This is a genomic window from Lichenifustis flavocetrariae, assembly GCF_026130545.1.
Taxonomy (GTDB): domain Bacteria; phylum Pseudomonadota; class Alphaproteobacteria; order Rhizobiales; family Beijerinckiaceae; genus Lichenihabitans; species Lichenihabitans flavocetrariae.
Genome location: NZ_JAMOIM010000020.1, coordinates 42,323 through 65,396, shown reverse-complemented (window position 1 = coordinate 65,396; position 23,074 = coordinate 42,323). Strand labels below are relative to the sequence as shown.

The window sequence follows — 23,074 nt, the reverse complement described above, 5'->3', positions numbered from 1 at the left end:
ATGCGTCCTCAACAGGTACACTGTGAGACTTTGGCCACAGCGGGCTCCATTCTCACAGTCGGTCAATCCGTGGGATCGCGCCGCTGGGCCTTCGTGCTGGCTCTTCGACCTTTTGCTTCGAGCCGCCTCTTCTTTGAGGCAAGGGTCGGCCGGGTTGGCCGGCGCACGACGGGACGCACCGATGCGTCGCGAAGCAGGGCCACGAGCCGTTCCAAGGCATCCTGACGATTGCGCGCCTGGGACCGGAAAGACTCCGCCGTGATGATGATGACACCCTCGGCCGTCATGCGCTGTCCGGCCAGCCGCCGCAGGCGATCCTTGAGATCCTGCGGGAGGTTGCACGATCCAAGAGCGTCGAAGCGCAACTGGACGGCGCTCGCGGTCGTATTGACGTGCTGCCCGCCCGGACCCGAAGCCCGGACGAAATTCTCGCTGATTTCCCGCTCATCGATGCCGATGAAATGCGTGATGGCAATCACGGCATGCCCTCGCGAGCCGCGACGAAACTACGCCGATCAGGCGATCCGCGCATACCGTTCGACGCGATCCCGCCGGCGGTCTTGCGTCGGCTGGAATGCAAGCCGCGCATGGGTCGCGCAGTAAGGCCCACTGCCGATGGCCGTCTTGGCGCCACAGAAGCGGAATTCGGCATGGCTCGGATCGCCCATCGGCCACCGGCAGCTCGTTTCCCGAAGCTCCATGATCGTGACCCGCTCAGACGGCGGGATCGCAAGCTCGCCCACTGCATCCTGGATCGGGGTCGGGACATTGCGCAATGGCACAACAGTGGCTTCGACCTCCTCGACCTCCGGCGCGGCAGTGACCTGCGCCTTGGCCTTCGTGCGTCCTTGAGCCTGAGGCGCAACCACTTTGGCGCGCCCGGCGAGCCCTAGCCGATGGACCTTGCCGATCACCGCGTTCCGCGTCACGCCAAGCCCAAGCTCCGCCGCGATCTGGCTGGCGCTCCGGCCTTCGAGCCAGAGCTTACTGAGTTGTTCAACGCGTTCGTCAGTCCAGGACATGGCCTCTCCTGTTCATTCCAAGATATTGGTAAAAAAGGGAAAATACCTCTCCGCCGAACTGGCGGCAGGCTACGCACGCATCGAGAAGGACGAGGCCGCCACTCGGCTTCCGATCGGTTTCGAGTCTATACGTCCGGCGGATTCACGCGCAAGAGTCGGCCGGACCGGACCCAAGTTTTCCCCAAATGGCTTCCAAGTGTGACGGGAAAGACTCACGTCGAATTAGCATCGTCCAGTAAACAAAAATTGACGCGGCCAAGCAAAACGCTTTATCAAAGAGCCGTTGCCGTCCCATTGGGGCGGCAACTTTGGTTTTGCGCCTCTATCATCCAAGCCTGCTTCGCGCGGGCGACCCCGGACCGGATACGGCATCTCTCGGTCTTGCAACGCAATGGCCGGAACTGTCGTTTTCAAAGGGCGGCCGCAAACCCTAAGGCCATGTCGACGCAAGGTTAAGCCGATGACTTCTTCGTTGCTTCCCGTATTTGCCCGGAGCGAGCTCAGCTTCGAGCGTGGCGATGGCGCATGGCTCACGACCCGCGAGGGGGAGCGCTATTTGGATTTTGGCGCCGGCATCGCCGTGGCCTCGCTTGGCTATTCGCACCCGCATCTCGTGGCCGCACTTACCGAGCAGGCCGGCAAGCTCTGGCACAGTTCGAACCTGCATCGCATTCCTGAGGGAGAGCGTCTCGCCAAGCGCCTGACGGATGCCTCGTTCGCCGATGTGGTCTTCTTCACAAATTCGGGCGCCGAAGCCAACGAGGCGGCCATCAAGATGGCTCGGAAGTATCATGCTGCCAAAGGCCATTCCGAGCGGTTCCGGGTCATCACGATCGAAGGCGCCTTCCACGGCCGGACGCTTGCCACGATCGCGGCCGGCGGACAGCAGAAATACATCGACGGGTTCGGACCGAAGGTCGACGGGTTCGATCAGGTGCCGTTCGGCGATCTCGCAGCGACCGAGACGGCCATCGGGCCAGAGACCGCTGCCATCATGCTCGAACCGATCCAAGGTGAAGGCGGCATCCGGGTGATGCAGAGCGAGCTGCTGCGGGCCTACCGGGCCTTGTGTGACAAGCACGGCCTGATGCTCGTCATGGACGAGGTGCAAAGCGGTGTCGGACGCACCGGTTATCTCTTCGCTTACGAGCCGAGTGGCATCAGCCCTGATATCATGTCGGTCGCGAAGGGGATCGGCGGCGGCTTTCCCATGGGGGCTTGCCTCGCCACCCACGAGGCCGCGTCCGGTATGACGCTCGGGAGCCACGGCACGACCTTCGGCGGCAACCCACTCGCCATGAGCGTCGGCAATGCCGTGCTCGACGTGCTGCTCGATCCGGAGTTCCTGCCGCGTGTCAAGCTTCTAGGCCTGTCGATCAAGCAGCGCCTCGCCGCGCTCAAGGACGCGCATCCGGGGATTATTGCGGAAATACGTGGCGAGGGGCTGATGCTCGGGCTTCGCCTGACCACCCCCAACACCGAATTTGTGGCGGCCGCGCGCCGCCATCATCTCCTGGTGATCGCGGCCGGCGACAATGTGGTGCGGCTCCTGCCCCCCTTGGTGGTGACCGAGGCGGAGGTCGCGGACTGCTGCCGTCGGCTGGAGGCGGCCTGTGTCGATATCGAGGCCGCGACCGCCGAATCCAGACGGGGGGCCGCATGACAGGCGCCAACGGGGCCCTTCCCAAGCCTCGGCATTTCCTTAACCTCAGCGCGATCGACGCCGCGGATCTCCGCCGTATCATGGATGGTGCGGCGGCGATGAAGCGGCACAGGGCCGAGCAGCGACTGAACGGCCAGCACCGGCCCTTGAACGGCAAGATGCTGGCCATGGTGTTCGATCAACCCTCGACCCGGACGCGCGTTTCGTTCGATGTCGGCATGCGCGAGCTCGGCGGCGAGACGCTGATGCTGACAGGCGCCGAAATGCAGCTCGGCCGCGGCGAGACCATCGCCGACACGGCGCGCGTCCTGTCGCGCTACGTCGATGCCATCATGATCCGGATCTTGAACCAGGACGATCTGGAAGAACTGGCTGCCCACGCCACGGTGCCGGTGATCAACGGATTGACCAAGGCGTCGCATCCCTGCCAGGTCATGGCCGACGTCCTGACCTTCGAAGAACATCGGGGACCGATCCAGGGCCGCACGGTCGCGTGGAGCGGCGACTCGAACAATGTGCTGGCAAGTTGGATCCATGCCGCGCAGCGCTTCGATTTCACCATCAACGTCGCCAATCCGCCGGAACTCGCGCCCGACCCCGCGCTGATCGGCTGGGCCAAGCAGCACGGCACCAAGCTCAACCTGACCACCGATCCGTATGAAGCGGTCAACGGCGCCGACGCTGTCATCTCTGACTGCTGGGTTTCGATGGGCGACGAGGACGGCGAGCAACGTCATAACCTCCTTGCGCCCTATCAGGTGAATGCGCATTTGTTGGGAGCGGCGGGCAAGGATGCGATCTTTATGCATTGCCTGCCGGCTCACCGCGGTGAAGAGGTGACGGATGACGTCATCGACGGGCCGCAATCCGTGGTTTTTGATGAGGCCGAGAACCGTTTGCATGCGCAAAAGGGGGTTCTGGCCTGGTGCTTTGGAGCGCTGCCTGAATGACGTCGATGTCGTCGGGGTCGCGTGCGGTTTCCGATCTCGGCCGTGACGACCTCATTCTTCCCTTCGCGATCGCCCCCCTCGACGTGCGTGGTCGTGTCACCCGGCTCGGCGCCGCCGTCGACCATATTCTGACCAAGCACGCCTATCCCGATCCGGTCAGCCGGCTCGTCGGGGAGGCCGTGGTTCTATGCGCGCTTCTCGGATCGTCGTTGAAGACGGACGGACGATTTCAACTGCAGACGCGCACGGACGGTCCGGTGGACATGCTGGTCGTCGATTTCGACGCGCCCGACCGACTTCGCGCCTTCGCGCGGTACGACGCGGACAAACTCGCGTCCGACCATCGCATGACGGCCGCCGAACTGCTCGGCCACGGCCATCTGGCGCTGACGATCGACCAGGGTCCGGACATGTCGCGCTACCAGGGCGTGGTGCCGCTCGACGGGCAGGGGTTGGAAGCCGCGGCGGACCAGTATTTCCGGCAATCCGAACAGATCCCCACCTTCGTTCGCTTGGCGGTCGCCCAGAACGTGACAGGGTCCGGCACCGAATGGCGGGCTGGCGGATTGATGCTGCAGTTCCTGCCGGAGTCGGAGGACCGCAAGCGGCAGGCCGACCTCGATCCCGGCGACGCACCCGAGGGAATGCAGGCGCAGCCCGTCGACGAAGATGATGCTTGGTCGGAAGCCAAGGCCTTGGCGGCGACCGTCGAGGATCACGAACTCGTCGATCCCACCCTGTCGAGCGAACGTCTGCTCTACCGCCTCTTCCACGAGCGCGGCGTCAACGTCTTCGAGCCGCAGAACCTGCGGGACGCCTGTCGGTGTTCGCAGGAGCGGATCGAGACCATGCTGCGGAGTTTCACGCCGGCCGAACGGCATGACATGATCGGCCCGGACGGCAAGATCGGCGTGACATGCGAGTTTTGCGGCACGCATCGGGCTTTCAATCCGGCGGATTTCGATCCACCAAATTGATCGTCGGCTGCGGGCCGTCCGCAGCCGACTCTCGTCAGTGCGCGCCCATCACGCTCGCGCCGATGCCGGTTTCCGAGCGGACGAATTGGGCGTCGAAAGCGGCACGTTCCGCATCCCCGCGTCGGCTGGTGTCGAGCTTTGAGAAGACCCAGATGCACAGGAACGCCAGCGGCATGGAGAACAGCGCCGGATTGTCGTAGGGGAAGATCGCGGCCGGGTGCCCGAAGGTCGTCACCCAGACGGCCTTGCTCAGCACGACCATGCCGACCGCACTGACGAGCCCCACGACTCCGCCCACGAAGGCCCCCACCGTCGTGGTGCCCCGCCACATGATCGACATCAACAGGACGGGGAAGTTACAGCTCGCCGCGACCGCGAAGGCGAGACCCACCATGAAGGCGACGTTCTGTTTCTGGAACACATAGCCGAGGTAGATGGCCACGAAACCGATCACAACCGCGGCGATCTTGGAGATCCGCACCTCGCGTCCTTCCGTCGTGCGCCCTCGGGCGATGACGCTTGCATAGAGGTCGTGGCTGATCGCGGACGCGCCCGACAGGGTCAGGCCTGCCACAACGGCCAGAATGGTCGCGAAGGCCACGGCCGAGATGAAGCCGAGGAAGAGCGACCCGCCAACCGCGTTGGACAGGTGGATCGCCGGCATGTTGGCGCCGCCGATCAGGTCCTTGATCTTGTCATAGTGTCCATCGGCGCCGAGCTTGAAGAAATTCGCATTCGGCATGAGATAGGTGATCGCCCCGAAGCCGATCACGAAGGTCAGGAGATAGAAATAGGCGATGAAGCCAGTCGCGTAGAACACCGACTTGCGCGCCGCCTTGGCGTCCCGGACCGTAAAGAAGCGCATCAGGATATGCGGCAGGCCAGCGGTGCCGAACATGAGCGCCAGGCCGAGAGAGACGGTCGAGACCTGATCCTTCACGAAGCCGCCGGGCGCCATGATGGCCGCGCCTTTCGGATGGACCGCGATGGCGTCCGCGAACATGGCATTGGGGCTGAAGCCGTAGTGCCAGAGGACCGATAGGGCCAGCAACGTCGCGCCGACGAGCAGCAGGCAGGCTTTGATGAGCTGCACCCAGGTAGTCGCCTTCATGCCACCAAAGGCCACGTAGACGATCATCAGGACGCCGACGATCACCACGGCATGGAGGTAGTCGAGGCCGAAGAGAAGTTGGATGAGCTGTCCGGCCCCCACCATCTGGGCGATCAGATAGAAGGCCACGACCACGAGCGTGCCGACCGCCGAGAGAGAGCGGATCGGTCCCGGCGCGAGTCGGAACGAGGCGACATCCGCAAACGTATAACGGCCGAGATTGCGCAAGCGCTCGGCGATGAGGAACAAGACGATCGGCCAGCCGACCAGAAAGCCGATCGAGTAGATCAACCCGTCGAAACCCGAGCTGAAGACCAAGCCGGAAATCCCGAGAAATGACGCGGCCGACATGAAATCGCCCGCGATCGCGAGCGCGTTCTGCAACGGCGTGATGCCGCCGCCGGCGGCGTAGAAGTCGCGCGCCGAGTGCGTCGTCCGGGCGGCCCAATAAGTGATGCCGAGCGTCAGCAGGACGAAGCCCACGAAGATCGCAATGGCCGCGAAATTGAGGGGCTGCTGCTGCACGGGTCCGCTGTCGAGGCCGGCCGCTACGGCCGAGGTGGCGGCCAGTACCGGGATGGCGGCCGCCACGAAGGTCTTGAAGGCTCTGGTCACAGCTTGGTCCCCGTCAGCTTACGGGTGAGATCGTCGTAGCGTCCGTTGGCACGGACGACGTAGATTCCGGTCAGCAGAAACGCGAAGACGATGACGGCAAGGCCGAGAACGATCCCCAACGAGAGAGGCCCGCCGCCGATCGTGGTGGCCATCAGATCATGTGCGAAGGCGACCAGCAGGATGAAAGCCAGATAGACGACGACCATGACGATCGACATCGTCCAAGCAAAGCGGGAGCGTTCCTGCACAAGCGCTTTGAAGTTGGGATCGCGGAGCATTCGTGAGCTCTCGCCACGCGGCGGAGACGGGTTTTTGTCCAGCATTGAAGCTGCCTCGACGGGGGTGCAGAGTTATGAAGGGAAGGCGCGGCGCGCGTCTTGCGGCCGGTGCGGAAGTGAACGGCGTTGGATCAGTCCGAACGAGACCTACCGAGATTGGCGGTTCGCCATCTCGGCTAAATGCCAGAAGGCAAGAGCTCTCGTGCAGAACGCGCTATCCGCGATCCCTTGAGGCGGCCTTCGTGAATGCTGATCATCGTCTCTCTTCCTCCTGGTGACCCGCACTCTTTGGTGCGTTGTCCGGCGACGTTCACGCCGAGTTGGGCATTGAATACCGGTTCTCCAGATTCTCCAACATGAATGCGGCTCATTCCACCGCGACGGCGGCGTGGTGGCAACGATGTCGTTCGTGCCAGACCGCTTCGCCCGGAACCAGCCCGAGGCTCGTGCCGTCCAGGATGTTTGCACGAGGATCGCTCCGTGCCACAAGGCTGTTGAATCTGACGGAGCAACGGTCGCGATGAACGACGCCGGACGGTGGGATTTCTGGATCGATCGCGGCGGCACGTTCACCGATGTGGTGGCGCGTGATCCTGCGGGTGGCCTTCGCAGCCTGAAACTTCTGTCGGAAAATGCCGGCGCCTATGAGGATGCGGCGATCGAGGCGATCCGCCGTCTGCTCGATGTCGCACCGGGCGCCGCGATCCCGTCGGAGCGGATCGGCACCGTGAAGATGGGCACGACGGTGGCCACCAATGCGCTTCTGGAGCGCAAGGGAGAACGCACGGCACTCCTCATCACCCGTGGCTTCCGGGACGCCTTGCGGATCGGTTACCAGGACCGGCCCGACATCTTTGCCAAGCATATCGTGCTTCCCGAACTGCTCTATGCCCGCGTCGAGGAAGTCGCCGAGCGCGTGCGGGCCGACGGCACGGTCGAGCTGGCACCCGACGAGGCAGCCATGGGCCGGACCCTCGAGACTCTCCGGGCGGACGGCTTTCGTTCGCTGGCGGTGGTTTTTCTCCATGCCTGGAAATATCCGGCCCATGAAGCGGCCGTTGGGCGCCTGGCGCGCGCGGCGGGGTTCGAACAGGTGTCCGTCAGCCACGAGGTCTCGCCGCTCGTCAAGCTGGTGGGACGCGGCGATACCACGGTGGTCGACGCCTATCTCACGCCGATCCTGCGCCGCTACGTCGATCGGGTCGCGGCGGCGCTTGGAGCCACGCCCGATGAAGCATCCGGCGCGCGGCGGCCGCGTCTCATGTTCATGATGTCCTCCGGCGGCCTCACGGCAGCGCATCTGTTCCAAGGCAAGGACGCGATCCTGTCCGGCCCGGCGGGCGGCGTCGTCGGCGCCGTCGAGACGGCCCGCATGGCGGGCCTCGACCGGGTGATCGGCTTCGATATGGGCGGCACCTCGACCGACGTGTCCCATTTCAAGGGGGAGCTCGAACGGGCTTTTGAAACCGAGGTGGCCGGCGTGCGCATGCGCGCGCCGATGATGCACATCCACACGGTCGCGGCCGGGGGCGGCTCGATCCTGTTTCATGAGGCGGGCCGCTTCCGGGTCGGCCCGGACTCGGCCGGGGCCGACCCGGGGCCGGCCGCCTATCGGAAGGGCGGCCCGCTGACCGTCACAGACGCCAACATCATGACCGGTAAGCTTCTGCCCGATCATTTCCCGGCGATTTTCGGACCAGGGCAGGACCAGCGGCTCGACATCGACATCGTCCATGAAAAGTTTGCGGCACTCGCCGCGAGCCTTGGCAAGACGCCGGGGGAGGTCGCGCACGGCTTCCTGGATGTCGCGGTCGACAATATGGCCAATGCGGTCAAGAAGATCTCGGTCGCGCGCGGCTATGACGTGACGCGCTATGCGCTGTCCTGCTTCGGAGGCGCGGGCGGCCAGCATGCCTGCCTGATCGCCGACCGGCTCGGCATGGAAACGGTCCACATCCATCCGCTGTCCGGCGTGCTCTCGGCCTACGGCATGGGGCTCGCGGACATCCGGGCCAATCGCACGCGGGCCGTCGTGCTGCCGCTTGGCGCGGGTTCGCGGGATGCGTTGGAGTCCACCATGCAGGATCTCGCTCGGGAAGCCCAGGCGGAACTCGCCGGCCAGGGCTTGGCAGCCGCGGATGTCGTCACCGTGTCACGCGCCCATGTGCGCTACGACGGGACCGACACTGCTCTTCCAGTGCCGTTCGGCGCGCCGGATGCTATGCAGGCGGCTTTCGAGGCGGAACACCGGGCCCGCTTCGGCTTCATCGATACCGCCAAGCCGCTCGTGGTCGAGGCCGTCGAGGTCGAGGCGCAGGGTGGGGCCGCGGCGATCGAGGAGCCCGACGAGGTGATGCGCGACAGGACACCGGAGCCGATCCGCAGGTCGCCGATGTTCTGCGCCGGCGCCTGGCACGAGGCCTCCGTCTACGCACGCGCCGATCTTGGGGCCGGTCAAGCTGTCGTGGGGCCGGCGCTGATCATCGAACCGCATCAGACCGTGGTGGTGGAGCCCGGCTGGGCAGCCGAAGTCAGCGCCAAGAACCATCTCCTGCTGCGGCGGCGCGACAAGCTCACGCGCAACCGTGCGGTCGGTACCGACGCCGATCCCGTGATGCTCGAAGTGTTCAACAACCTGTTCATGTCGATCGCCGAGCAGATGGGCCTGACGCTGCGCAACACGGCCTATTCGGTCAACATCAAGGAGCGGCTCGACTTTTCCTGCGCGCTGTTCGATGCCGACGGGCAACTTTGCGCCAATGCGCCCCACATGCCGGTGCATCTCGGCTCGATGGACCGCTCGGTCGACACGGTGCGTCGCTCCAACCCGGAGATCGCGCCGGGCGACGTCTATGCCCTCAACGCGCCCTACAATGGCGGCACCCACCTGCCCGACATCACGGTGGTGACGCCGATCTTCGACGCGGCCGGCACCGAAATCCTCTTCTGGGTGGCGAGCCGGGGCCATCATGCCGACGTCGGCGGCACCTCGCCCGGCTCCATGAGCCCGCTCGCGACCACGGTCGACGAGGAGGGCGTGCTGATCGACAATTTCAAGCTGGTGGACCGTGGCCGCTTCCGCGAGGCCGAAATCCGTCGCGTGCTGACCGATCATCCCTATCCGTGCCGCAACCCGGTCCAGAACATCGCCGACCTCAAGGCGCAGATCGCCGCGAACGAGAAGGGCGTCGCCGAGATCCGGGCCATGGTGGCGCAATTCGGACTCGCGACCGTGCAGGCCTATATGCGGCATGTGCGGGACAATGCGGCCGAGTCGGTCCGGCAAGTCATCGACCGGCTGACCAATTCCGCCTTCGAATACCCGACCGACCAGGGCGCGGTCATCAAGGTCCGGATCACAGTCGACAAGGCCAACCGGCGCGCCAAGGTGGATTTCACCGGCACGAGCCCCGCTCAGCCCAACAATTTCAACGCCCCCGCGCCGGTGACGCGCGCCGCCGTCCTCTACACCTTCCGGGTCATGGTCGAGCAGAACATCCCGATGAATGCCGGCTGCCTGGAGCCAATCGACATCGTGATTCCCGAAGGCTCGATGCTGGCGCCGCAATACCCCCGCGCGGTCGTGGCCGGCAATGTGGAGACGAGCCAACATGTCACCAACGCGCTCTTCGGCGCCCTTGGGGTCGTGGCCGCCTCGCAGGGCTCGATGAACAATCTGACCTTCGGCAATGCGAGCACGCAATATTACGAGACGATCTGTTCCGGCGCGCCCGCCGGCATCCGCAACGACGGAACAGGCTTCGACGGCACCGACGCCGTCCATGTCCACATGACAAATTCCCGGCTCACCGACCCGGAGGTGCTGGAAATGCGCTTCCCCGTGCTGCTGGAGGACTTCCATATCCGATCCGGGTCGGGCGGGCGCGGACGTTGGTCCTCGGGCGGGGGAACGGAGCGGCGCCTGCGCTTTCTGGAGCGCATGGAATGCAGCATCCTGTCCTCGCACCGCATGCTGCCGCCGCACGGCCTCGCGGGTGGCGCGCCAGGCGCATGCGGCGCGGCCTTCGTGCGTCGCAACAACGGCAGCCAGGATGACCTCAAAGGCGCCGACCACACCGTTCTCGAAGCCGGCGAAGCCGTGACGATCCGCACGCCGACGGGCGGAGGGTTCGGCCCGGCGGACTGACCGGCCGAGCTCGAAAAAGCAGTCTCGCCCCTTGGCGACGGTTACGCAGCTTCCACGCGCGTGCACGTCGCGCTGCATGCACGACATTTTAAACTGTCGATGTCCTGATGCCATGAGTCAAATCGAAGGCAATGGCATGGTATTGCGGGATCTTGGCGTGTCCAAAAAGATGATGCTGGGGTTCAGCGGCGTCTTAGCGACCGTCCTTTCAATGTGTATTTCAATTTACCTATGCCAATCGAATTTTACAGAAGCAGCGCATCTGGATGTGACGTCTAAGATCGTGGTCGATGATATCGATCAAGTGTTGGGAGGGCTTTACGATCAGAATGCCTCGATCCGAGGCCTGATCCTTTACAAGCTTCCACGCTATGTCACGAAATACCAGGATGCGGGCAAGTTCATCGAGGCTGCCGTCGCGCATGCCGGGACAGACGCTAGGGGCAAACCAAGCGTCCTCGCGACCGTTGCTGCGGTGGCGGCTTCCGTCAACGGCTGGCAGGAGGAGATCGGAAATAAAGTCGTGTCGCTCGGGGGCGATCCTTCCAAGATGAGTGAAGCGGCGGCAATTGCCGTGTCGGAACGCGCTTCGGTTCTTTTTACGGAGTTCCGCAGGGCGGCCGATGCGGCCCGCACCGAGATCAAACGATGGTCGGAGGAAGCCGAGGCCGACGAAGCTCAGGCCAATGCGCTGCTTCGTATCATTTTGGCAGGGGGCGCCCTCGTTTCGCTGACCATGACGCTGGTGGCCTGGTTCTGGCTCCGTCGAACCATCGCGGCGCCAGTCTCCGCCATGACAGCCCTGATGAGCAGGCTCGCGGCCGGTGACAACTCGGTCGTGGTTCCGCTGGTTGGACGTGGGGACGAGATCGGGCAGATCGCAGGTGCCCTCGAAAGCTTCAAGCAGGCGGCGCTTGAAAAAGGTCGCTTTGAGGCCGCTGCCGCCGAGGCACGTCAGTCGGCCGACCGCGAGCGCGACGCCAACGAGGCATTGCAGACGCGATCGGCGCAGGATCAGGCCGTCGTGATGACAGCGGTGGCCAGCGGCCTGGAACGTCTGTCCCAGGGCGATCTCGTGTTCCGTCTCGAAACTCCGTTCAGGACCGGATACGAGAAACTTCGCCATGACTTCAACGACGCCCTCGCAAAATTGCAGCAAACCATGAGGGTGGTGTCGACCAATACGGACGCGATCCGCTCGGGATCCGGGGAAATTTCGACCGCGACGCAGGATCTGTCACGCCGCACCGAACAACAGGCCGCGAGCCTCGAGCAGACGGCTGCCGCGCTTGAGCAGATCACGACCATGATCGGCAAGACAGCGGGCAGCGTGCTTCATGTTCGAGAGGTCGTGGGCAACGCGACGGCCGATGTGGAAGCATCCGGCGTCGTGGTCCGGCATGCGGTTGAAGCCATGGCGGGTATCGAAACCTCATCCCGGCAGATCGGCCAGATCATCGGTGTGGTGGACGAGATCGCCTTTCAGACCAATCTGCTTGCCTTGAACGCCGGCGTTGAAGCGGCACGGGCCGGCGATGCGGGACGGGGCTTTGCGGTCGTCGCATCCGAAGTGCGAGGGTTGGCGCAGCGCTCGGCCGAAGCCGCGAAAGAGATCAAGGCGCTCGTGACGACATCCGAAACGCACGTTGGTCGCGGGGTTGAACTTGTGGGGGAGACGGGACAATTCCTTGGCCGCATCGCCGGTCAGATCGGTGGCTTGAACGCGGTCGTGGGAGAGATCGCGGCCCGCTCGCAGGAACAGTCGACTGCTCTGCAGCAAGTGAACGTGGCCATCGCCCAGATGGACCAGGTCACGCAGCAGAATGCCGCGATGGTTGAAGAAACCACGGCCGCAAGCCGTGGCCTTGCGGAGGAAACCGGGGAACTGGCGAAGTTGATCGGCGGCTTCAAGGTCGATGGCAGCGTGCGCTTCGACGCAAGGGAACGGCAAGCGGTCCCCACGAGTGCAACCTCTCCAGCGTTGAAAACCCTTGGCCGAGGTGGAGCGGCGCTGAAATCCGACGTTGCACCGGAAGAGGGCTGGACGGAATTCTAGAGCCTGGGTCGAGCGACAATGTAGCAAATCTCGGAGAGGCTGACTGCAGCCTCCACTTTTAGGCTTGACCCGACCTCCGATCGGTTTCAGCCAGTCTGGAAGACACAATCTGACGGCTGGCCATGCAGATCTTTGAAGACCGCTTACAGCCTGGGCGGCGGACCCCAGGCACGGTACGTATCATGCGCTTGAAAGATCATTCGCGTGGCCTGAGGAGCTTGCGAGCTCATGTCGGGGGTTCCGGCCGATGAGTGTCGCAGACCTCTTCCCCTCGGCTCCCACCGCCGGGCGGCCGCTGTCCGTCACGATCCGGCGTCCGGACGACTGGCATGTCCACCTGCGCGACGGCGCCATGCTGAAAGCGGTGCTCCCCTATACGGCGGCACAATTCGCCCGGGGCATCATCATGCCGAACCTGGTACCGCCGATCACCAGCGTGGCGGCTGCGGCCGCCTACCGCGAACGGATTCTTGCCGTACGGCCGGGCGATTCCGATTTCCGGCCGCTGATGACCTGCTATCTCACCGACAGGACCACGCCCGACGAAATCGAGCGCGGCTTTCGGGACGAGGTCTGGGCGGCGGCAAAGCTCTATCCCGCCGGGGCCACCACCAACGCGCATCATGGGGTGACCGACATCCCCGGCTTGGCGCCCGTCCTGGCCCGGATGGAGGCGATCGGCATGCCGGTGCTGATCCACGGGGAGGCAACCGATCCGGCGGTCGACATTTTCGACCGTGAGGCGGTCTTCATGGAGGAGACGCTGCTGCCTCTGCTCGCGCGCCACCAGGGCCTCAAGGTGGTCGTCGAACACGTGACCACGGCGGAGACGATCGACATCGTCCGGGCGCATGCCCCGCGTGTCGGCGGCACGGTGACGCCGCATCACCTGATGATCAACCGAACCTCCCTGTTTCAGGGCGGTCTGCGGCCGCATCTCTATTGCCTACCGGTCGCCAAGCGCGAGCGACATCGGCTGGCGCTGCGCAAGGCCGTGACTTCGGGGGACGGATGTTTCTTCATCGGCACCGACACGGCCCCCCATGTGGCGAGCGCCAAGGAAGCGGCCTGCGGCTGCGCTGGCATCTTTGTCGGCGCCACCGCGCTGCAGAGCTATGTGCAAGTGTTCGACGAGGAAGGCGCGCTCGACCGGTTCGAGGCTTTCGCGTCGCTCAACGGCGCACGCTTCTACGGGGTCGCGCCCAACGAGGGCCAGCTTACGCTGATCAAGCGCCCCTCCCGGTGTTTCGCCTCGGTGGCGGTCGACGACGAGGAGATCGTGGTGTTTCGGGGCGGCGAAGACCTGCCCTGGTCGATCGGCGAGATCACAACCCGCTGACGACGGCGCTCAGTTGAGGCTATATTGTGACGCGGGCACCGGAGGCTCATCGCGGTGTTGCTCACCTTGCGCCGACCATGCCGGGACTGCGACGCGTCGGCCATCCGGCAGCCGGATGACGGGCTGCGGCCACGCTTGCCGCTCAGTGTAATACACCAGCGGAGGCCCGTGCGGATCGTAGAAGAACTGTGCGGCGGCCGGACTGGACGCGCCCACATCGCACAGCATTGCGAGAGACAAAAGCGCAATCAGGGATTTCATCCGCCATTCCTCCACCGTCCCGCACTACCCAACGGTTCTGACGTCGTGCAGTTGCAGGAAAACGGGAATGCGGCGTCCCTTTGGGTCGGAACCAGTTGCCGCCGCGTGGCTCAGTCGAGTGAAATCTGCACCGGCTTGCCGCTCTTGGCCGATTCCGTCGCTGCATCGGCGAGTCGTTGCGCCCGCAGACCATCGATGCCCGAGGGCGAGGGCTTGGCGCCGCCGCTCAGCGCATCCACGAAGGCGCCGAGTTCCAGCCTGTAGGCTTCGGCATAACGCTGCAGAAAAAAGTCCTGCACGGGGTCGATCGTCAGTCCGGCCCCCGTCGCGAGCTCGACCGTGGTCTTGTGCATATTGCCGGCCCGCAGCATGCCCTTAGACCCGTGCACCTCGATGCGCTGATCGTAGCCGTAGGTGGCGCGGCGCGAATTGGAAATCTGGCAGAGTTTGCCAGAGGCGGTGCGCATCTGCACCACAGCTGTATCGACGTCGCCGGCCTTGCCGATGGCAGGGTCAACGAGGCTCGAGCCGAACGCCTGCACGTCGACCGGCTCCTCGCCGAGTAGGAAGCGCGCCATGTCGAAATCGTGAATCATCATGTCGCGGAACAGACCCCCCGAGCGCTCGATGTAGGCAACGGGCGGCGGGGCGGGATCGCGCGACAGGATGGTGACGATCTCCACTTCGCCGACGGCACCGGCGCGCAGACGCTTGTGGAGGTCAGCAAAACTCGGGTCGAAGCGGCGGTTGAAGCCGATCATCAACGGCACGCCCGCAGCCTCCACCACCTGGAGGGTTGTCTTGACGCGGTCCGAGGAGAGGTCGACCGGTTTCTCGCAGAACACCGCCTTGCCGGCCCGCGCGGCCGTCTCGATCAGATGGGCATGGGTGTCCGTGGGGGAGCAGATCAGGATGGCGTCGATGTCCGAGGAATTCAGGATCGCTTCGGAGCTCATTGCCTCCGCACCGGTCTCCGCCGCGAAAGCCTGGGCGGCCTTCAGATCGAAGTCCGCCACGGCGACGAGTTCGGCCCCCGGTCTGGCGTGAACGTTGGCGCCATGAATACGGCCGATACGTCCGGCCCCGATCAACCCGAATTTCAGCATCGCTGTGCCTCCCATCCTTCTCGGCTCGAGGCGCCTGTTCCCGGCCCCCCATCACAACGCCGCAAAGTTCATTTTCGAGCACGGCCATACAGGAGGGGCCGCCGTCAACCCCGAAGACAGCCGAAAACGGCTGGTGGCGGGACGCGCCCCGGCCTCACTCCATGCAGTTAGGGCATGAGCTGCCCGCCGTTCACCTCGATGATCTGGCCGGTGACATAGCCGCTGAGAGCGTCGGAAGCGAGAAACAGGAACGTCCCGACGCAATCCTCGACCGTGCCGGCCCGCCCCATGGGAACAGCGGAGACCATGCCCTGCATTTGCGCTTCGGTGCTGAACCGCTCATGGAACGGGGTGAGAATGACGCCCGGCGACACCGCATTCACCCGAATCCGATCGCCGACAACTTCCTTGGCGAAGCCCCGCGTGAATGTGCTCACGAAACCCTTCGCGGCCGCGTAGAGCACGGCGCCACCGCCGCCGCCATTGCGCGCCGCGATCGACGTGACATTGATGATGACCCCACCCTGCTTCTTCAACCAGGGATGCGCGGCCCGGGAGGCCCAAATCACCGAGTGGGAGTTGAGGTCGACGACCGCCCGGTCGTGATCCGCATTGGAGTCGAGCGTTGGGACGCGACCCAGCATACTTCCGGCATTGTTGATCAGCCCGTCGAGCCGGCCGAAATGCGCGGCCGTGCGATCGACCACCGACACGGCCTGATCATGGTCGGCCATGTTGCCACCGACCAGAAAGCTTTCGCCGCCCGCATCAGCGATGGCGGCCGCGACCTCGGTGGCCGCCGACTCACTGGCGTTGAAATGAATTCCCACGCGCGCACCTTGAGCCGCAAGCGCTATCGCCACGCCGGCCCCGATGCCCGTCGACGCCCCGGTGACGAGAAACACTTTGCCGGCCAAATCGGGGATCTTCAAGGTTGTCACGTCATCCTCCCTGGAGATGCCATCAGGCGGCGCATGACAGCCACGCTCCGCATCGACGCGGCACCATCGCAGAACTCTAGATGTCGCGCCCCTCGACTTCCAGCTCAAGCTGAGACTTGACCTTCTCAAGCTCGGTATTGTGAGGATAGATGCTGGCGGCTTTGCGCATCAGCGCCAAGGCCTCCTTCTTCATGCCATTGCGTTGAAGAATGAAGCTCATGCCGCTCAACGCGCCGAAATGCCGGGGTTCCAACACCAACACGTGAGCGACGTCGTCCATCGCGCCGACATCGTCGCCGTTCAGGAAGCGGAGTGTGGCCCGCTTGTTCCAGACCTCCGCCCAACCGGGATCGATCACCACGATCTTGTCGAGAAGCTTTGTCGCAAGGTCCGAGTCGTTTTTGCCCAGCGCCACGACGGCTCGGGCCATCAGGAGGTCGGCCGTATCCGAGCCCGACTGCAACCAGAGATGCTGGATGAGGAGCGCGATCCCGCTCGCTTGTTCGCTGTCCTCGGCATGAGCCAGGCGTTGGAACAGGTCGTCCAGACGATCCGCCTGGCTGACAGGCGCGACACTCTTTCCAGCCTGATCGTCGGCTTTCGGGGGCGGCGCTACAAGAGGCGCGGTCACGCCAGGATTGCCGGCCGGCTTGGATCTTGGCGACGTTCCATCGTCAAGCTGCGGCTGACCATGGAGCGGGGGGGACTGGATGGCAAACTGGTCGAAAAAACTCTCTTGCCCTTCACGCGACAAGAAGGGCTCGGCCTGTGCCGCAACCCCTGAGCCTATCGCCAGAATCGCTAAAAAAGCCGCTCGACGCATGACGTCAAGGTAGGGCGTTCCTGGGCCTTCGTAAAGCCACTCTGCGACGCTGCAACTTAAGGCCGCAGAGTGGTAACAACCAAACCCTTCGTCGTGAAACGAATCAGCCCTGACGGGCCTTGTAGCGCTTCTGCGTCTTGTTGATGATGTAGACGCGGCCCTTGCGGCGAACCAGCTGGTTGTCGCGATGGCGACCGCGCAGAGATTTCAGAGAATTACGAACCTTCATGGGAGTCCCCAGCACAAAAAAGCGGGGACTGCATCCTCCGCGAGCGGCCTTCCCTTGCCGCAAGCGGGAAGGAAAATCAATGTAAATCCGCTGTTGTCCGGGATGAGGCGGCCAAAGCGGGTCAGAAAGGGTGCGGATATGTCTCGGGCCGAGCGTCTCCTGGCCTTATTGCAGCTCCTGCGCCGTCATCGCGGCCCGGTCAGCGGCGCCCAGCTGGCCGCTGAGCTCGATGTGTCGCTGCGCACGGTCTATCGCGATATCGAAAGCCTCGTCGGACAAGGCGCCGCAATCGAAGGGGCGGCGGGCTTGGGCTTCGTGCTGCGCCCCGGCTTCCTGCTTCCACCGCTGATGTTCACCGAATCCGAGATCGAAGTCTTGAGTCTCGGTGCGCAATGGGTCGTCCGACAAGGCGATGCCGAATTGTCGGCCGCGGCCGAGAGCGCACTCGCCCGGATCAGAACGGCGCTGCCGGACCATCGGCGTCACGACCTCGATCATGTCGGCCTCCTCGCCGGGCCAGGACGAGCCGCGCTGCCCGGGATGGTCGACCTTGCCGAAGTCCGACGCGCCATGCGGGCACAAACGAAGCTGCGTCTTGGCTATTGCGATAAGGCCGGCACGGTGACCGAGCGCCTGGTATGGCCGATCGGGCTCGGGTTCTTCGACCAGGTCAGGGTGCTGATCGCCTGGTGCGAACTCCGCGACGACTTTCGCCATTTCCGCGCCGATCGCATCCGGACGATGAGCGAGACGGAGCTTCGCTACCCGAAACCACGTCGAATGCTTCTGAAACTCTGGCGCGATCGGGAGGGGCTCACCGGAGTGCCCGGGGCGATCACTGCTGACAGATCCTGACACGACGGCGTGACAGGATCGCAGGGTTCACCAAGGAGGACACCATGCCGGTCGCCCGTTTTATCCTGCTTTTCGTCGAATCGCCCGAAGCCAGCACGCGATGGTACGCGGCTCTGTTGGAAGAACAGCCGATCGAGCAATCTCCCACCTTCGCGATGTTTCGGCTCGCGGAGGGTCTGATGCTCGGGATATGGTCGCGGCACACCGCCTCTCCGATCGTGACGGCCCAACCCGGAGGGAGCGAAATCGGCTTCACGGTCGCGAATGCGGCATCCGTCGAGGCAACCCACGCCGCTTGGACCGCCAAGGGCGTCGTCATTGCTCAAGCGCCGACCGTGATGGATTTCGGCACCACTTTCGTCGGTCTCGATCCCGACGGACACCGACTAAGGGTCTTTGCGCCCGTCACCTGAAAATCGGGCTGCCCTAAAGCAGGATCTTGCCCGGGTTCATGATGTTCAGAGGGTCGATGGCCTGCTTGATCCGGCCCATCAGATCGAGGGTCGCGGCCGGGAACTCCTCGCGGAGGTACTTGGCCTTGCCCTGGCCGACGCCGTGTTCTCCCGTGCAGGTGCCCTCCATGGACAAGGCCCGGCGCACGAGCCGCTCCATGAAGGCGTGCACGCGCACCATTTCGGCGGGGTCGTCCTCGTCGACCAGCAGACCGACGTGGAAGTTGCCGTCCCCGACATGGCCGACGATCGGCCCCACGAGCCGGCTTTCGGCGATGTCGGCCTGGGTCGCCACCACGCATTCGGCCAGGCGGGAGATCGGCACACAGACGTCGGTGGGGATCGTCTTGGCCCCGGGCCGGAGCTTGAACCCCGCCCAGTAGACGTCATGCCGCGTCTGCCAGAGTTTGGTGCGTTCCTCGGCGGCGGTCGCCCAGGTGAAAGGGCCTCCGCCGAGGTCGGCCGCAAGCTCGGCGAAGCGCTCGGATTGCTCGACGACACCGGCATCCGATCCATGGAACTCGACGAACAGGCAGGGGCTCTCGGGCAGACCGATGCCGGAATGGAGGTTGCAGGCGCGCACCTGCAGCGCATCGAGGAGTTCGATCCGGGCCACGGGAATGCCGGACTGGATCGTGGCGATCGTCGCGAGACAGGCCGCCTCGACGCTCGGGAACGGACAGACCCCACCCGAGATCGCCTCAGGAATGCCCTGCAGCCGCAGCGTCACCGACGTAATGATCCCGAGCGTGCCTTCGGCACCCACGAACAGGCGTGTCAGGTCGTAGCCGGCCGACGACTTCCGGGCGCGATGCGCCGTCTCGACGAGCGCGCCTTCCGGTGTCACGACGGTCAGGGCCAGCACATTGTCCTTCATAGTGCCATACCGCACCGCATTGGTGCCCGAAGCCCGCGTCGAGGCCATGCCGCCGATGGAGGCATCGGCGCCCGGATCGACCGGAAAGAACAGGCCGGTGTCACGCAGATGCGCGTTGAGCGCCTTGCGGGTGATGCCGGGCTCCACCACGCAGTCGAGATCCTCGGCATGGACCGCGAGCACCCGGTTCATCAGCGAACAATCCACGCTGACGCCGCCGAAAGGCGCGTTCACATGGCCTTCGAACGAGGTCCCGGTACCATAGGGGATCACGGGCACCCGATGGGAGGCACACAGCCGGACGATTGCCACAACCTCTTCGGTCGTCTGCGGGAACGCGACGGCATCAGGGGGCTCGCGATTGACGCTCGTGGCCATATTGGCGTGCTGGAACCGGAGCGCTTCCGAGGTCTGCAGGCGGGTGCCGAGAAGCGCCGCCAGCCCGGAGATCACATCCGCCAGTGCGGCGCTGTCGGGACGGCCGTTTTCAACACGCTTCGTCATCGGTCACTACCCTTGCGGGTCGGCACCCCGTTTGCGCAGGGTGACGACGGTAAAGAGATTCAACACGCCGACGGTCCGGCGCCCCGTCAAAACCATGTCCGGCGTCTTGGCGAGCCAGTCGCCGAGCACCGCAAAGGGAAATTGCGGATGCCAGCCGAGCGAAGCCGCGCGCTTGCCGAGCCAGGCCTCGATCGCCGCGATCGGCCCCTGCGAAGCCCCGAAATGATTGACCAGCACGACGTCGCCGCCCGGCTTCACCACGCGATCGATCTCGTCGAGCATCGCGTCGGGGTCTGGCACCACGGTCAACACATAGGGTGCGATCACGGCGTCGAAGCTAGCGTCCGGAAAGGCCAGCCGGGCTGCATCCATGACGCAGAGACCGTCGACGTTGCCGGGCCCGCGCGCCGCCTTGGTCTGCGCCCGGCGCAACATCGGTTCGGCGAGGTCGATGCCCGTCACCCGTTGCTGCGGCGAAAACAGCGGCAGTTCCAACCCGGTGCCGATGCCGACATCCAGGACCCGTCCCGGCCTGGCCCCCAGAGCCGCGACGGCTGCCTGCCGTCCGGCCCGCATGACGAATTCGAAGACGAGATCGTAGACAGGCGCCCAGCGCGCATAGGCGGAGACCACCTGGGATGCGTCGCTGATCGTCGCCTTGGCCAGACGCGCGTCGTCGGTCATCCGGCCACAGCCTGGAGCGCTACCGTCTGATGACGGACTTGTGCGGTCCGCGTGATGATGCCGCCGCCATAGACCTGAGCCTGCGGCGCGTCAGAGGCATAGAACACACAGGCTTGACCGGGCGAGACACCTTCTTCGGCCTGCAGCAATTCGACAACAGGCTCACCATCGATGAGTTTCAACCGCGCCGAGACAGGCGGGCGTGTCGATCGCAGCCGGACCGCGATGTCCAACCCGTCTGGCGGAAGGTTTTCGAGCGTCGCCGGTCCGATCCAATTCACACCGCGCAGTGCGACAGACTGTGTCGCCAGCGCCGAGCGCGGCCCCACGACGACCCGCGCTCGCTCGGGCTCGATCGCCACGACATAGAGCGGTTCGTTGCCGCTGAGCGGATTGTCAGCGAGGCCCAGTCCCTTGCGTTGACCGATCGTATAATCGGCGATGCCCTCGTGGCGCCCGAGCACGCGGCCGTCGAGATGCACGATATCGCCCGCCTCAAGCGCCTCAGGTCGCAGCTTCCGGATCAGGTCCGTGTAGCGGCCGCTCGGCACGAAGCAAATGTCCTGGCTGTCAGCCTTGTCGGCGACCGCGAGACCGAAGTCTCGCGCAAGAGCCCGCACGTCGGCCTTCTGCATCTGTCCCAAGGGGAAGCGCAGGCGCTCCAATTGGGCCGCGGTGGTGGCATAAAGAAAGTAACTCTGGTCCCGATTGGCATCGAGGGCCCGGAATAGGCTCCAGCGCCCATCGGGCGCACGGTCGGCCGTGACGTAATGCCCGGTCGCCAGAACATCGGCTCCGAGATCGCAGGCGGCATCGAAGAGATCGGCGAACTTGACGTGCTGGTTGCACGACACGCAGGGGATCGGGGTCTCGCCGCTCAGATAACTGTCCACGAAGGGAAGAATGACCTTGTCGCGAAAGCGCGCCTCATAGTCGAGGACATAGTGCGGAGTGCCGAGCCGGGCGGCGGCGTCGCGGGCGTCATGAATGTCACGCCCGGCGCAGCAAGCCCCCTTGCGATGCGTCGCGGCCCCATGATCGTACAGCTGAAGCGTGATGCCGATCACTTCATAGCCGTCGCGCTTCAAGAGTGCGGCCACCACGGAACTGTCGACCCCACCCGACATGGCGACCACCACGCGGGTGTCCTCCGGCGGCTTGGCGAGCCCGAGCGAGTTGAGGGGAAACGATGACGGCATGGCGCGGGACAAAAATGTCGGAGGTATGAGGTTGTGTCGATGAGAACGCTTACCCGCGCAGCCGCGAAAAAGCCAGAGCCTATAATACCAGGTAAATAGCCATCGAGAAATGACAATGATGTTGTTTCAAAATGAACCGCTTTGCGGCCAAAATCCTAACAAGCGATGAATTGGAGACTTCAGGGAAAAGAATCGTTCATAACCCTAAAGGGTTCCTTTCAATCAAAAGCGTCCCAAAAGCGCTGAAAAAGCATAGCTTTGACTTAGTCGGATATTAAGTTGCGGCATTTAGCTTGGGTTCATCTGAGCAGTCCGTGTGAGTATGCGAGTTGGACCATGGTTGAAATGCATCGGCCGCGCGTCAAGTACGTCATCGGCCCTGATGGCTCTCCCCTAACGATCGCGGACCTTCCACCTCCTTCGACGAAGCGATGGGTGATCCGCCGTAAAGCTGAAGTCGTGGCGGCCGTGCGGGGCGGACTTCTCTCTCTCGAAGAGGCATGCAACCGCTATACGCTCACGGTGGATGAATTCCTGAGCTGGCAGATGTCGATCGACCAGCATGGCCTTGCGGGTCTCCGCACCACTCGCATCCAGCATTATCGTCAGTAACCGGAGGCTATGGCTCGTGATCGTCGGGCGGCAGTGATCTTGGCACGGAATGTTCGTCCGCCTATGTAGCGTTCGGTTCATTTTTCGATCTCGAGGTCCCCTGCATGAGCGAGACTCCGCCTGACCGACTTTCGGTCAATCCGAACAGTCCCTACTACGATGCCGCCGTTCTCGAACGCGGGGTCGGCATTCGCTTCAAGGGTGTCGAGAAAACCAACGTCGAGGAATATTGCATCAGCGAATCCTGGGTCCGCCTCGCGGCTGGCAATGGCAAGGATCGGGCTGGCAATCCTCTGACCATCAAGGTCACGGGCCCGGTGGAGCCCTATTTCCGATCTGACGAACCCGACGTTTCACAGACATAAATCACAGG

The 23,074-nt window shown here is 64.2% G+C and carries 22 protein-coding genes; 10 read left to right on the top strand and 12 right to left on the bottom strand.

Annotated elements, in window-relative coordinates; genetic code table 11:
- Positions 1 to 62: 62 nt before the first annotated feature.
- Positions 63 to 479, bottom strand: coding sequence for an alternative ribosome rescue aminoacyl-tRNA hydrolase ArfB (arfB, locus tag M8523_RS23910; protein ID WP_282587417.1), 417 nt, complete (start codon positions 477 to 479; stop codon positions 63 to 65).
- A 36-nt stretch (positions 480 to 515) separates the two neighbouring features.
- Positions 516 to 1,022, bottom strand: coding sequence for a GcrA family cell cycle regulator (locus M8523_RS23905; RefSeq protein WP_282587416.1), 507 nt, complete (start codon positions 1,020 to 1,022; stop codon positions 516 to 518).
- Positions 1,023 to 1,482: 460 nt separating this feature from the next.
- Here M8523_RS23905 and M8523_RS23900 point away from each other — a divergent pair, with 460 nt between their 5' ends.
- From M8523_RS23900 to M8523_RS23890, 3 genes are read left to right on the top strand one after another with little or no spacing between them, the layout of a single operon-like run.
- Positions 1,483 to 2,685: an aspartate aminotransferase family protein gene (locus M8523_RS23900; RefSeq protein ID WP_282587415.1), complete on the top strand. Its 1,203-nt coding sequence runs from the start codon at positions 1,483 to 1,485 to the stop codon at positions 2,683 to 2,685.
- Entirely contained in the window at positions 2,682 to 3,635 is a 954-nt protein-coding gene (argF, locus tag M8523_RS23895) for an ornithine carbamoyltransferase (RefSeq protein WP_282587414.1), read from the top strand. Before M8523_RS23900 ends, argF begins: the two co-directional genes overlap by 4 nt.
- Positions 3,632 to 4,612, top strand: a complete 981-nt coding sequence (locus M8523_RS23890; protein ID WP_282587413.1) for an Hsp33 family molecular chaperone — start codon at positions 3,632 to 3,634, stop codon at positions 4,610 to 4,612. Before argF ends, M8523_RS23890 begins: the two co-directional genes overlap by 4 nt.
- A 34-nt stretch (positions 4,613 to 4,646) precedes the next feature.
- Here the strand turns inward: M8523_RS23890 and M8523_RS23885 are convergent, their stop codons facing one another.
- Positions 4,647 to 6,338 (bottom strand): cation acetate symporter, encoded by a 1,692-nt coding sequence (locus tag M8523_RS23885; protein ID WP_428351168.1) that lies wholly within the window; start codon positions 6,336 to 6,338, stop codon positions 4,647 to 4,649.
- Complete coding sequence (locus M8523_RS23880) at positions 6,335 to 6,616, bottom strand: DUF485 domain-containing protein (protein WP_282587412.1); 282 nt, start codon at positions 6,614 to 6,616, stop codon at positions 6,335 to 6,337. Before M8523_RS23880 ends, M8523_RS23885 begins: the two co-directional genes overlap by 4 nt.
- Before the next feature lie 520 nt (positions 6,617 to 7,136).
- On the opposite strand from M8523_RS23880, the gene M8523_RS23875 reads away from it, so the two are divergent.
- The 3 genes from M8523_RS23875 to pyrC all read left to right on the top strand — a co-directional run bounded on the left by M8523_RS23875 (position 7,137) and on the right by pyrC (position 14,158).
- Entirely contained in the window at positions 7,137 to 10,763 is a 3,627-nt protein-coding gene (locus tag M8523_RS23875; RefSeq protein WP_282587411.1) for a hydantoinase B/oxoprolinase family protein, read from the top strand.
- A 268-nt stretch (positions 10,764 to 11,031) separates the two neighbouring features.
- Positions 11,032 to 12,819, top strand: coding sequence for a methyl-accepting chemotaxis protein (locus tag M8523_RS23870; protein ID WP_282587410.1), 1,788 nt, complete (start codon positions 11,032 to 11,034; stop codon positions 12,817 to 12,819).
- A gap of 247 nt (positions 12,820 to 13,066) precedes the next feature.
- On the top strand, positions 13,067 to 14,158 hold the full coding sequence (pyrC, locus tag M8523_RS23865) for a dihydroorotase (protein ID WP_282587409.1): 1,092 nt from the start codon (positions 13,067 to 13,069) through the stop codon (positions 14,156 to 14,158).
- A gap of 9 nt (positions 14,159 to 14,167) precedes the next feature.
- Here pyrC and M8523_RS23860 read toward each other — a convergent pair whose 3' ends face one another.
- The 5 genes from M8523_RS23860 to ykgO all read right to left on the bottom strand — a co-directional run bounded on the left by M8523_RS23860 (position 14,168) and on the right by ykgO (position 17,518).
- Positions 14,168 to 14,419 (bottom strand): hypothetical protein, encoded by a 252-nt coding sequence (locus M8523_RS23860; RefSeq protein WP_282587408.1) that lies wholly within the window; start codon positions 14,417 to 14,419, stop codon positions 14,168 to 14,170.
- 110 nt (positions 14,420 to 14,529) lie between these two features.
- Entirely contained in the window at positions 14,530 to 15,525 is a 996-nt protein-coding gene (gene iolG / locus M8523_RS23855; protein ID WP_282587407.1) for an inositol 2-dehydrogenase, read from the bottom strand.
- 167 nt (positions 15,526 to 15,692) lie between these two features.
- Positions 15,693 to 16,466, bottom strand: a complete 774-nt coding sequence (locus M8523_RS23850) for an SDR family NAD(P)-dependent oxidoreductase (RefSeq protein WP_282587406.1) — start codon at positions 16,464 to 16,466, stop codon at positions 15,693 to 15,695.
- Between the two features lie 76 nt (positions 16,467 to 16,542).
- A complete protein-coding gene (locus M8523_RS23845) occupies positions 16,543 to 17,097 on the bottom strand; it encodes a tetratricopeptide repeat protein (protein ID WP_282587405.1) in 555 nt (184 codons plus the stop codon).
- A 295-nt stretch (positions 17,098 to 17,392) separates the two neighbouring features.
- Positions 17,393 to 17,518 (bottom strand): type B 50S ribosomal protein L36, encoded by a 126-nt coding sequence (gene ykgO / locus M8523_RS23840; RefSeq protein WP_012590802.1) that lies wholly within the window; start codon positions 17,516 to 17,518, stop codon positions 17,393 to 17,395.
- 138 nt (positions 17,519 to 17,656) lie between these two features.
- Here ykgO and M8523_RS23835 point away from each other — a divergent pair, with 138 nt between their 5' ends.
- On the top strand, positions 17,657 to 18,373 hold the full coding sequence (locus M8523_RS23835; protein ID WP_282587404.1) for a helix-turn-helix transcriptional regulator: 717 nt from the start codon (positions 17,657 to 17,659) through the stop codon (positions 18,371 to 18,373).
- 44 nt (positions 18,374 to 18,417) lie between these two features.
- On the top strand, positions 18,418 to 18,786 hold the full coding sequence (locus M8523_RS23830) for a VOC family protein (RefSeq protein ID WP_282587403.1): 369 nt from the start codon (positions 18,418 to 18,420) through the stop codon (positions 18,784 to 18,786).
- A 13-nt stretch (positions 18,787 to 18,799) separates the two neighbouring features.
- Here the strand turns inward: M8523_RS23830 and M8523_RS23825 are convergent, their stop codons facing one another.
- The 3 genes from M8523_RS23825 to mnmA are packed head-to-tail and all read right to left on the bottom strand — an operon-like array spanning position 18,800 to position 22,089.
- Positions 18,800 to 20,206 (bottom strand): FAD-binding oxidoreductase, encoded by a 1,407-nt coding sequence (locus M8523_RS23825; RefSeq protein ID WP_282587402.1) that lies wholly within the window; start codon positions 20,204 to 20,206, stop codon positions 18,800 to 18,802.
- A 6-nt stretch (positions 20,207 to 20,212) separates the two neighbouring features.
- The gene (locus tag M8523_RS23820; RefSeq protein ID WP_282587401.1) at positions 20,213 to 20,890 is read right to left on the bottom strand and encodes a class I SAM-dependent methyltransferase; all 678 of its coding nucleotides are present in this window, start codon (positions 20,888 to 20,890) and stop codon (positions 20,213 to 20,215) included.
- Positions 20,887 to 22,089 (bottom strand): tRNA 2-thiouridine(34) synthase MnmA, encoded by a 1,203-nt coding sequence (gene mnmA, locus M8523_RS23815; RefSeq protein ID WP_282587400.1) that lies wholly within the window; start codon positions 22,087 to 22,089, stop codon positions 20,887 to 20,889. The genes M8523_RS23820 and mnmA overlap by 4 nt, the downstream gene beginning before the upstream one ends.
- A 336-nt stretch (positions 22,090 to 22,425) precedes the next feature.
- Between mnmA and sciP the strand changes: the two genes are divergently transcribed.
- Complete coding sequence (sciP, locus tag M8523_RS23810) at positions 22,426 to 22,701, top strand: CtrA inhibitor SciP (RefSeq protein ID WP_282587399.1); 276 nt, start codon at positions 22,426 to 22,428, stop codon at positions 22,699 to 22,701.
- Positions 22,702 to 22,805: 104 nt separating this feature from the next.
- A complete protein-coding gene (locus M8523_RS23805; RefSeq protein ID WP_282587398.1) occupies positions 22,806 to 23,066 on the top strand; it encodes a DUF3297 family protein in 261 nt (86 codons plus the stop codon).
- The last annotated feature ends 8 nt before the right edge of the window (positions 23,067 to 23,074 follow it).

What these genes read in the sequence shown, in the direction of transcription:
- M8523_RS23820 (WP_282587401.1), bottom strand. Translation starts at nt 20,890, where the DNA reads ATGACCGACGACGCGCGTCTGGCCAAGGCGACGATCAGCGACGCATCC.
- M8523_RS23875 (WP_282587411.1), top strand. Translation starts at nt 7,137, where the DNA reads ATGAACGACGCCGGACGGTGGGATTTCTGGATCGATCGCGGCGGCACG.
- M8523_RS23890 (WP_282587413.1), top strand. Translation starts at nt 3,632, where the DNA reads ATGACGTCGATGTCGTCGGGGTCGCGTGCGGTTTCCGATCTCGGCCGT.
- M8523_RS23900 (WP_282587415.1), top strand. Translation starts at nt 1,483, where the DNA reads ATGACTTCTTCGTTGCTTCCCGTATTTGCCCGGAGCGAGCTCAGCTTC.
- M8523_RS23905 (WP_282587416.1), bottom strand. Translation starts at nt 1,022, where the DNA reads ATGTCCTGGACTGACGAACGCGTTGAACAACTCAGTAAGCTCTGGCTC.
- ykgO (WP_012590802.1), bottom strand. Translation starts at nt 17,518, where the DNA reads ATGAAGGTTCGTAATTCTCTGAAATCTCTGCGCGGTCGCCATCGCGAC.
- argF (WP_282587414.1), top strand. Translation starts at nt 2,682, where the DNA reads ATGACAGGCGCCAACGGGGCCCTTCCCAAGCCTCGGCATTTCCTTAAC.
- iolG (WP_282587407.1), bottom strand. Translation starts at nt 15,525, where the DNA reads ATGCTGAAATTCGGGTTGATCGGGGCCGGACGTATCGGCCGTATTCAT.
- M8523_RS23880 (WP_282587412.1), bottom strand. Translation starts at nt 6,616, where the DNA reads ATGCTCCGCGATCCCAACTTCAAAGCGCTTGTGCAGGAACGCTCCCGC.
- M8523_RS23805 (WP_282587398.1), top strand. Translation starts at nt 22,806, where the DNA reads ATGAGCGAGACTCCGCCTGACCGACTTTCGGTCAATCCGAACAGTCCC.
- M8523_RS23825 (WP_282587402.1), bottom strand. Translation starts at nt 20,206, where the DNA reads ATGACGAAGCGTGTTGAAAACGGCCGTCCCGACAGCGCCGCACTGGCG.
- sciP (WP_282587399.1), top strand. Translation starts at nt 22,426, where the DNA reads ATGGTTGAAATGCATCGGCCGCGCGTCAAGTACGTCATCGGCCCTGAT.
- mnmA (WP_282587400.1), bottom strand. Translation starts at nt 22,089, where the DNA reads ATGCCGTCATCGTTTCCCCTCAACTCGCTCGGGCTCGCCAAGCCGCCG.
- M8523_RS23830 (WP_282587403.1), top strand. Translation starts at nt 18,418, where the DNA reads ATGCCGGTCGCCCGTTTTATCCTGCTTTTCGTCGAATCGCCCGAAGCC.
- pyrC (WP_282587409.1), top strand. Translation starts at nt 13,067, where the DNA reads ATGAGTGTCGCAGACCTCTTCCCCTCGGCTCCCACCGCCGGGCGGCCG.
- M8523_RS23860 (WP_282587408.1), bottom strand. Translation starts at nt 14,419, where the DNA reads ATGAAATCCCTGATTGCGCTTTTGTCTCTCGCAATGCTGTGCGATGTG.
- M8523_RS23835 (WP_282587404.1), top strand. Translation starts at nt 17,657, where the DNA reads ATGTCTCGGGCCGAGCGTCTCCTGGCCTTATTGCAGCTCCTGCGCCGT.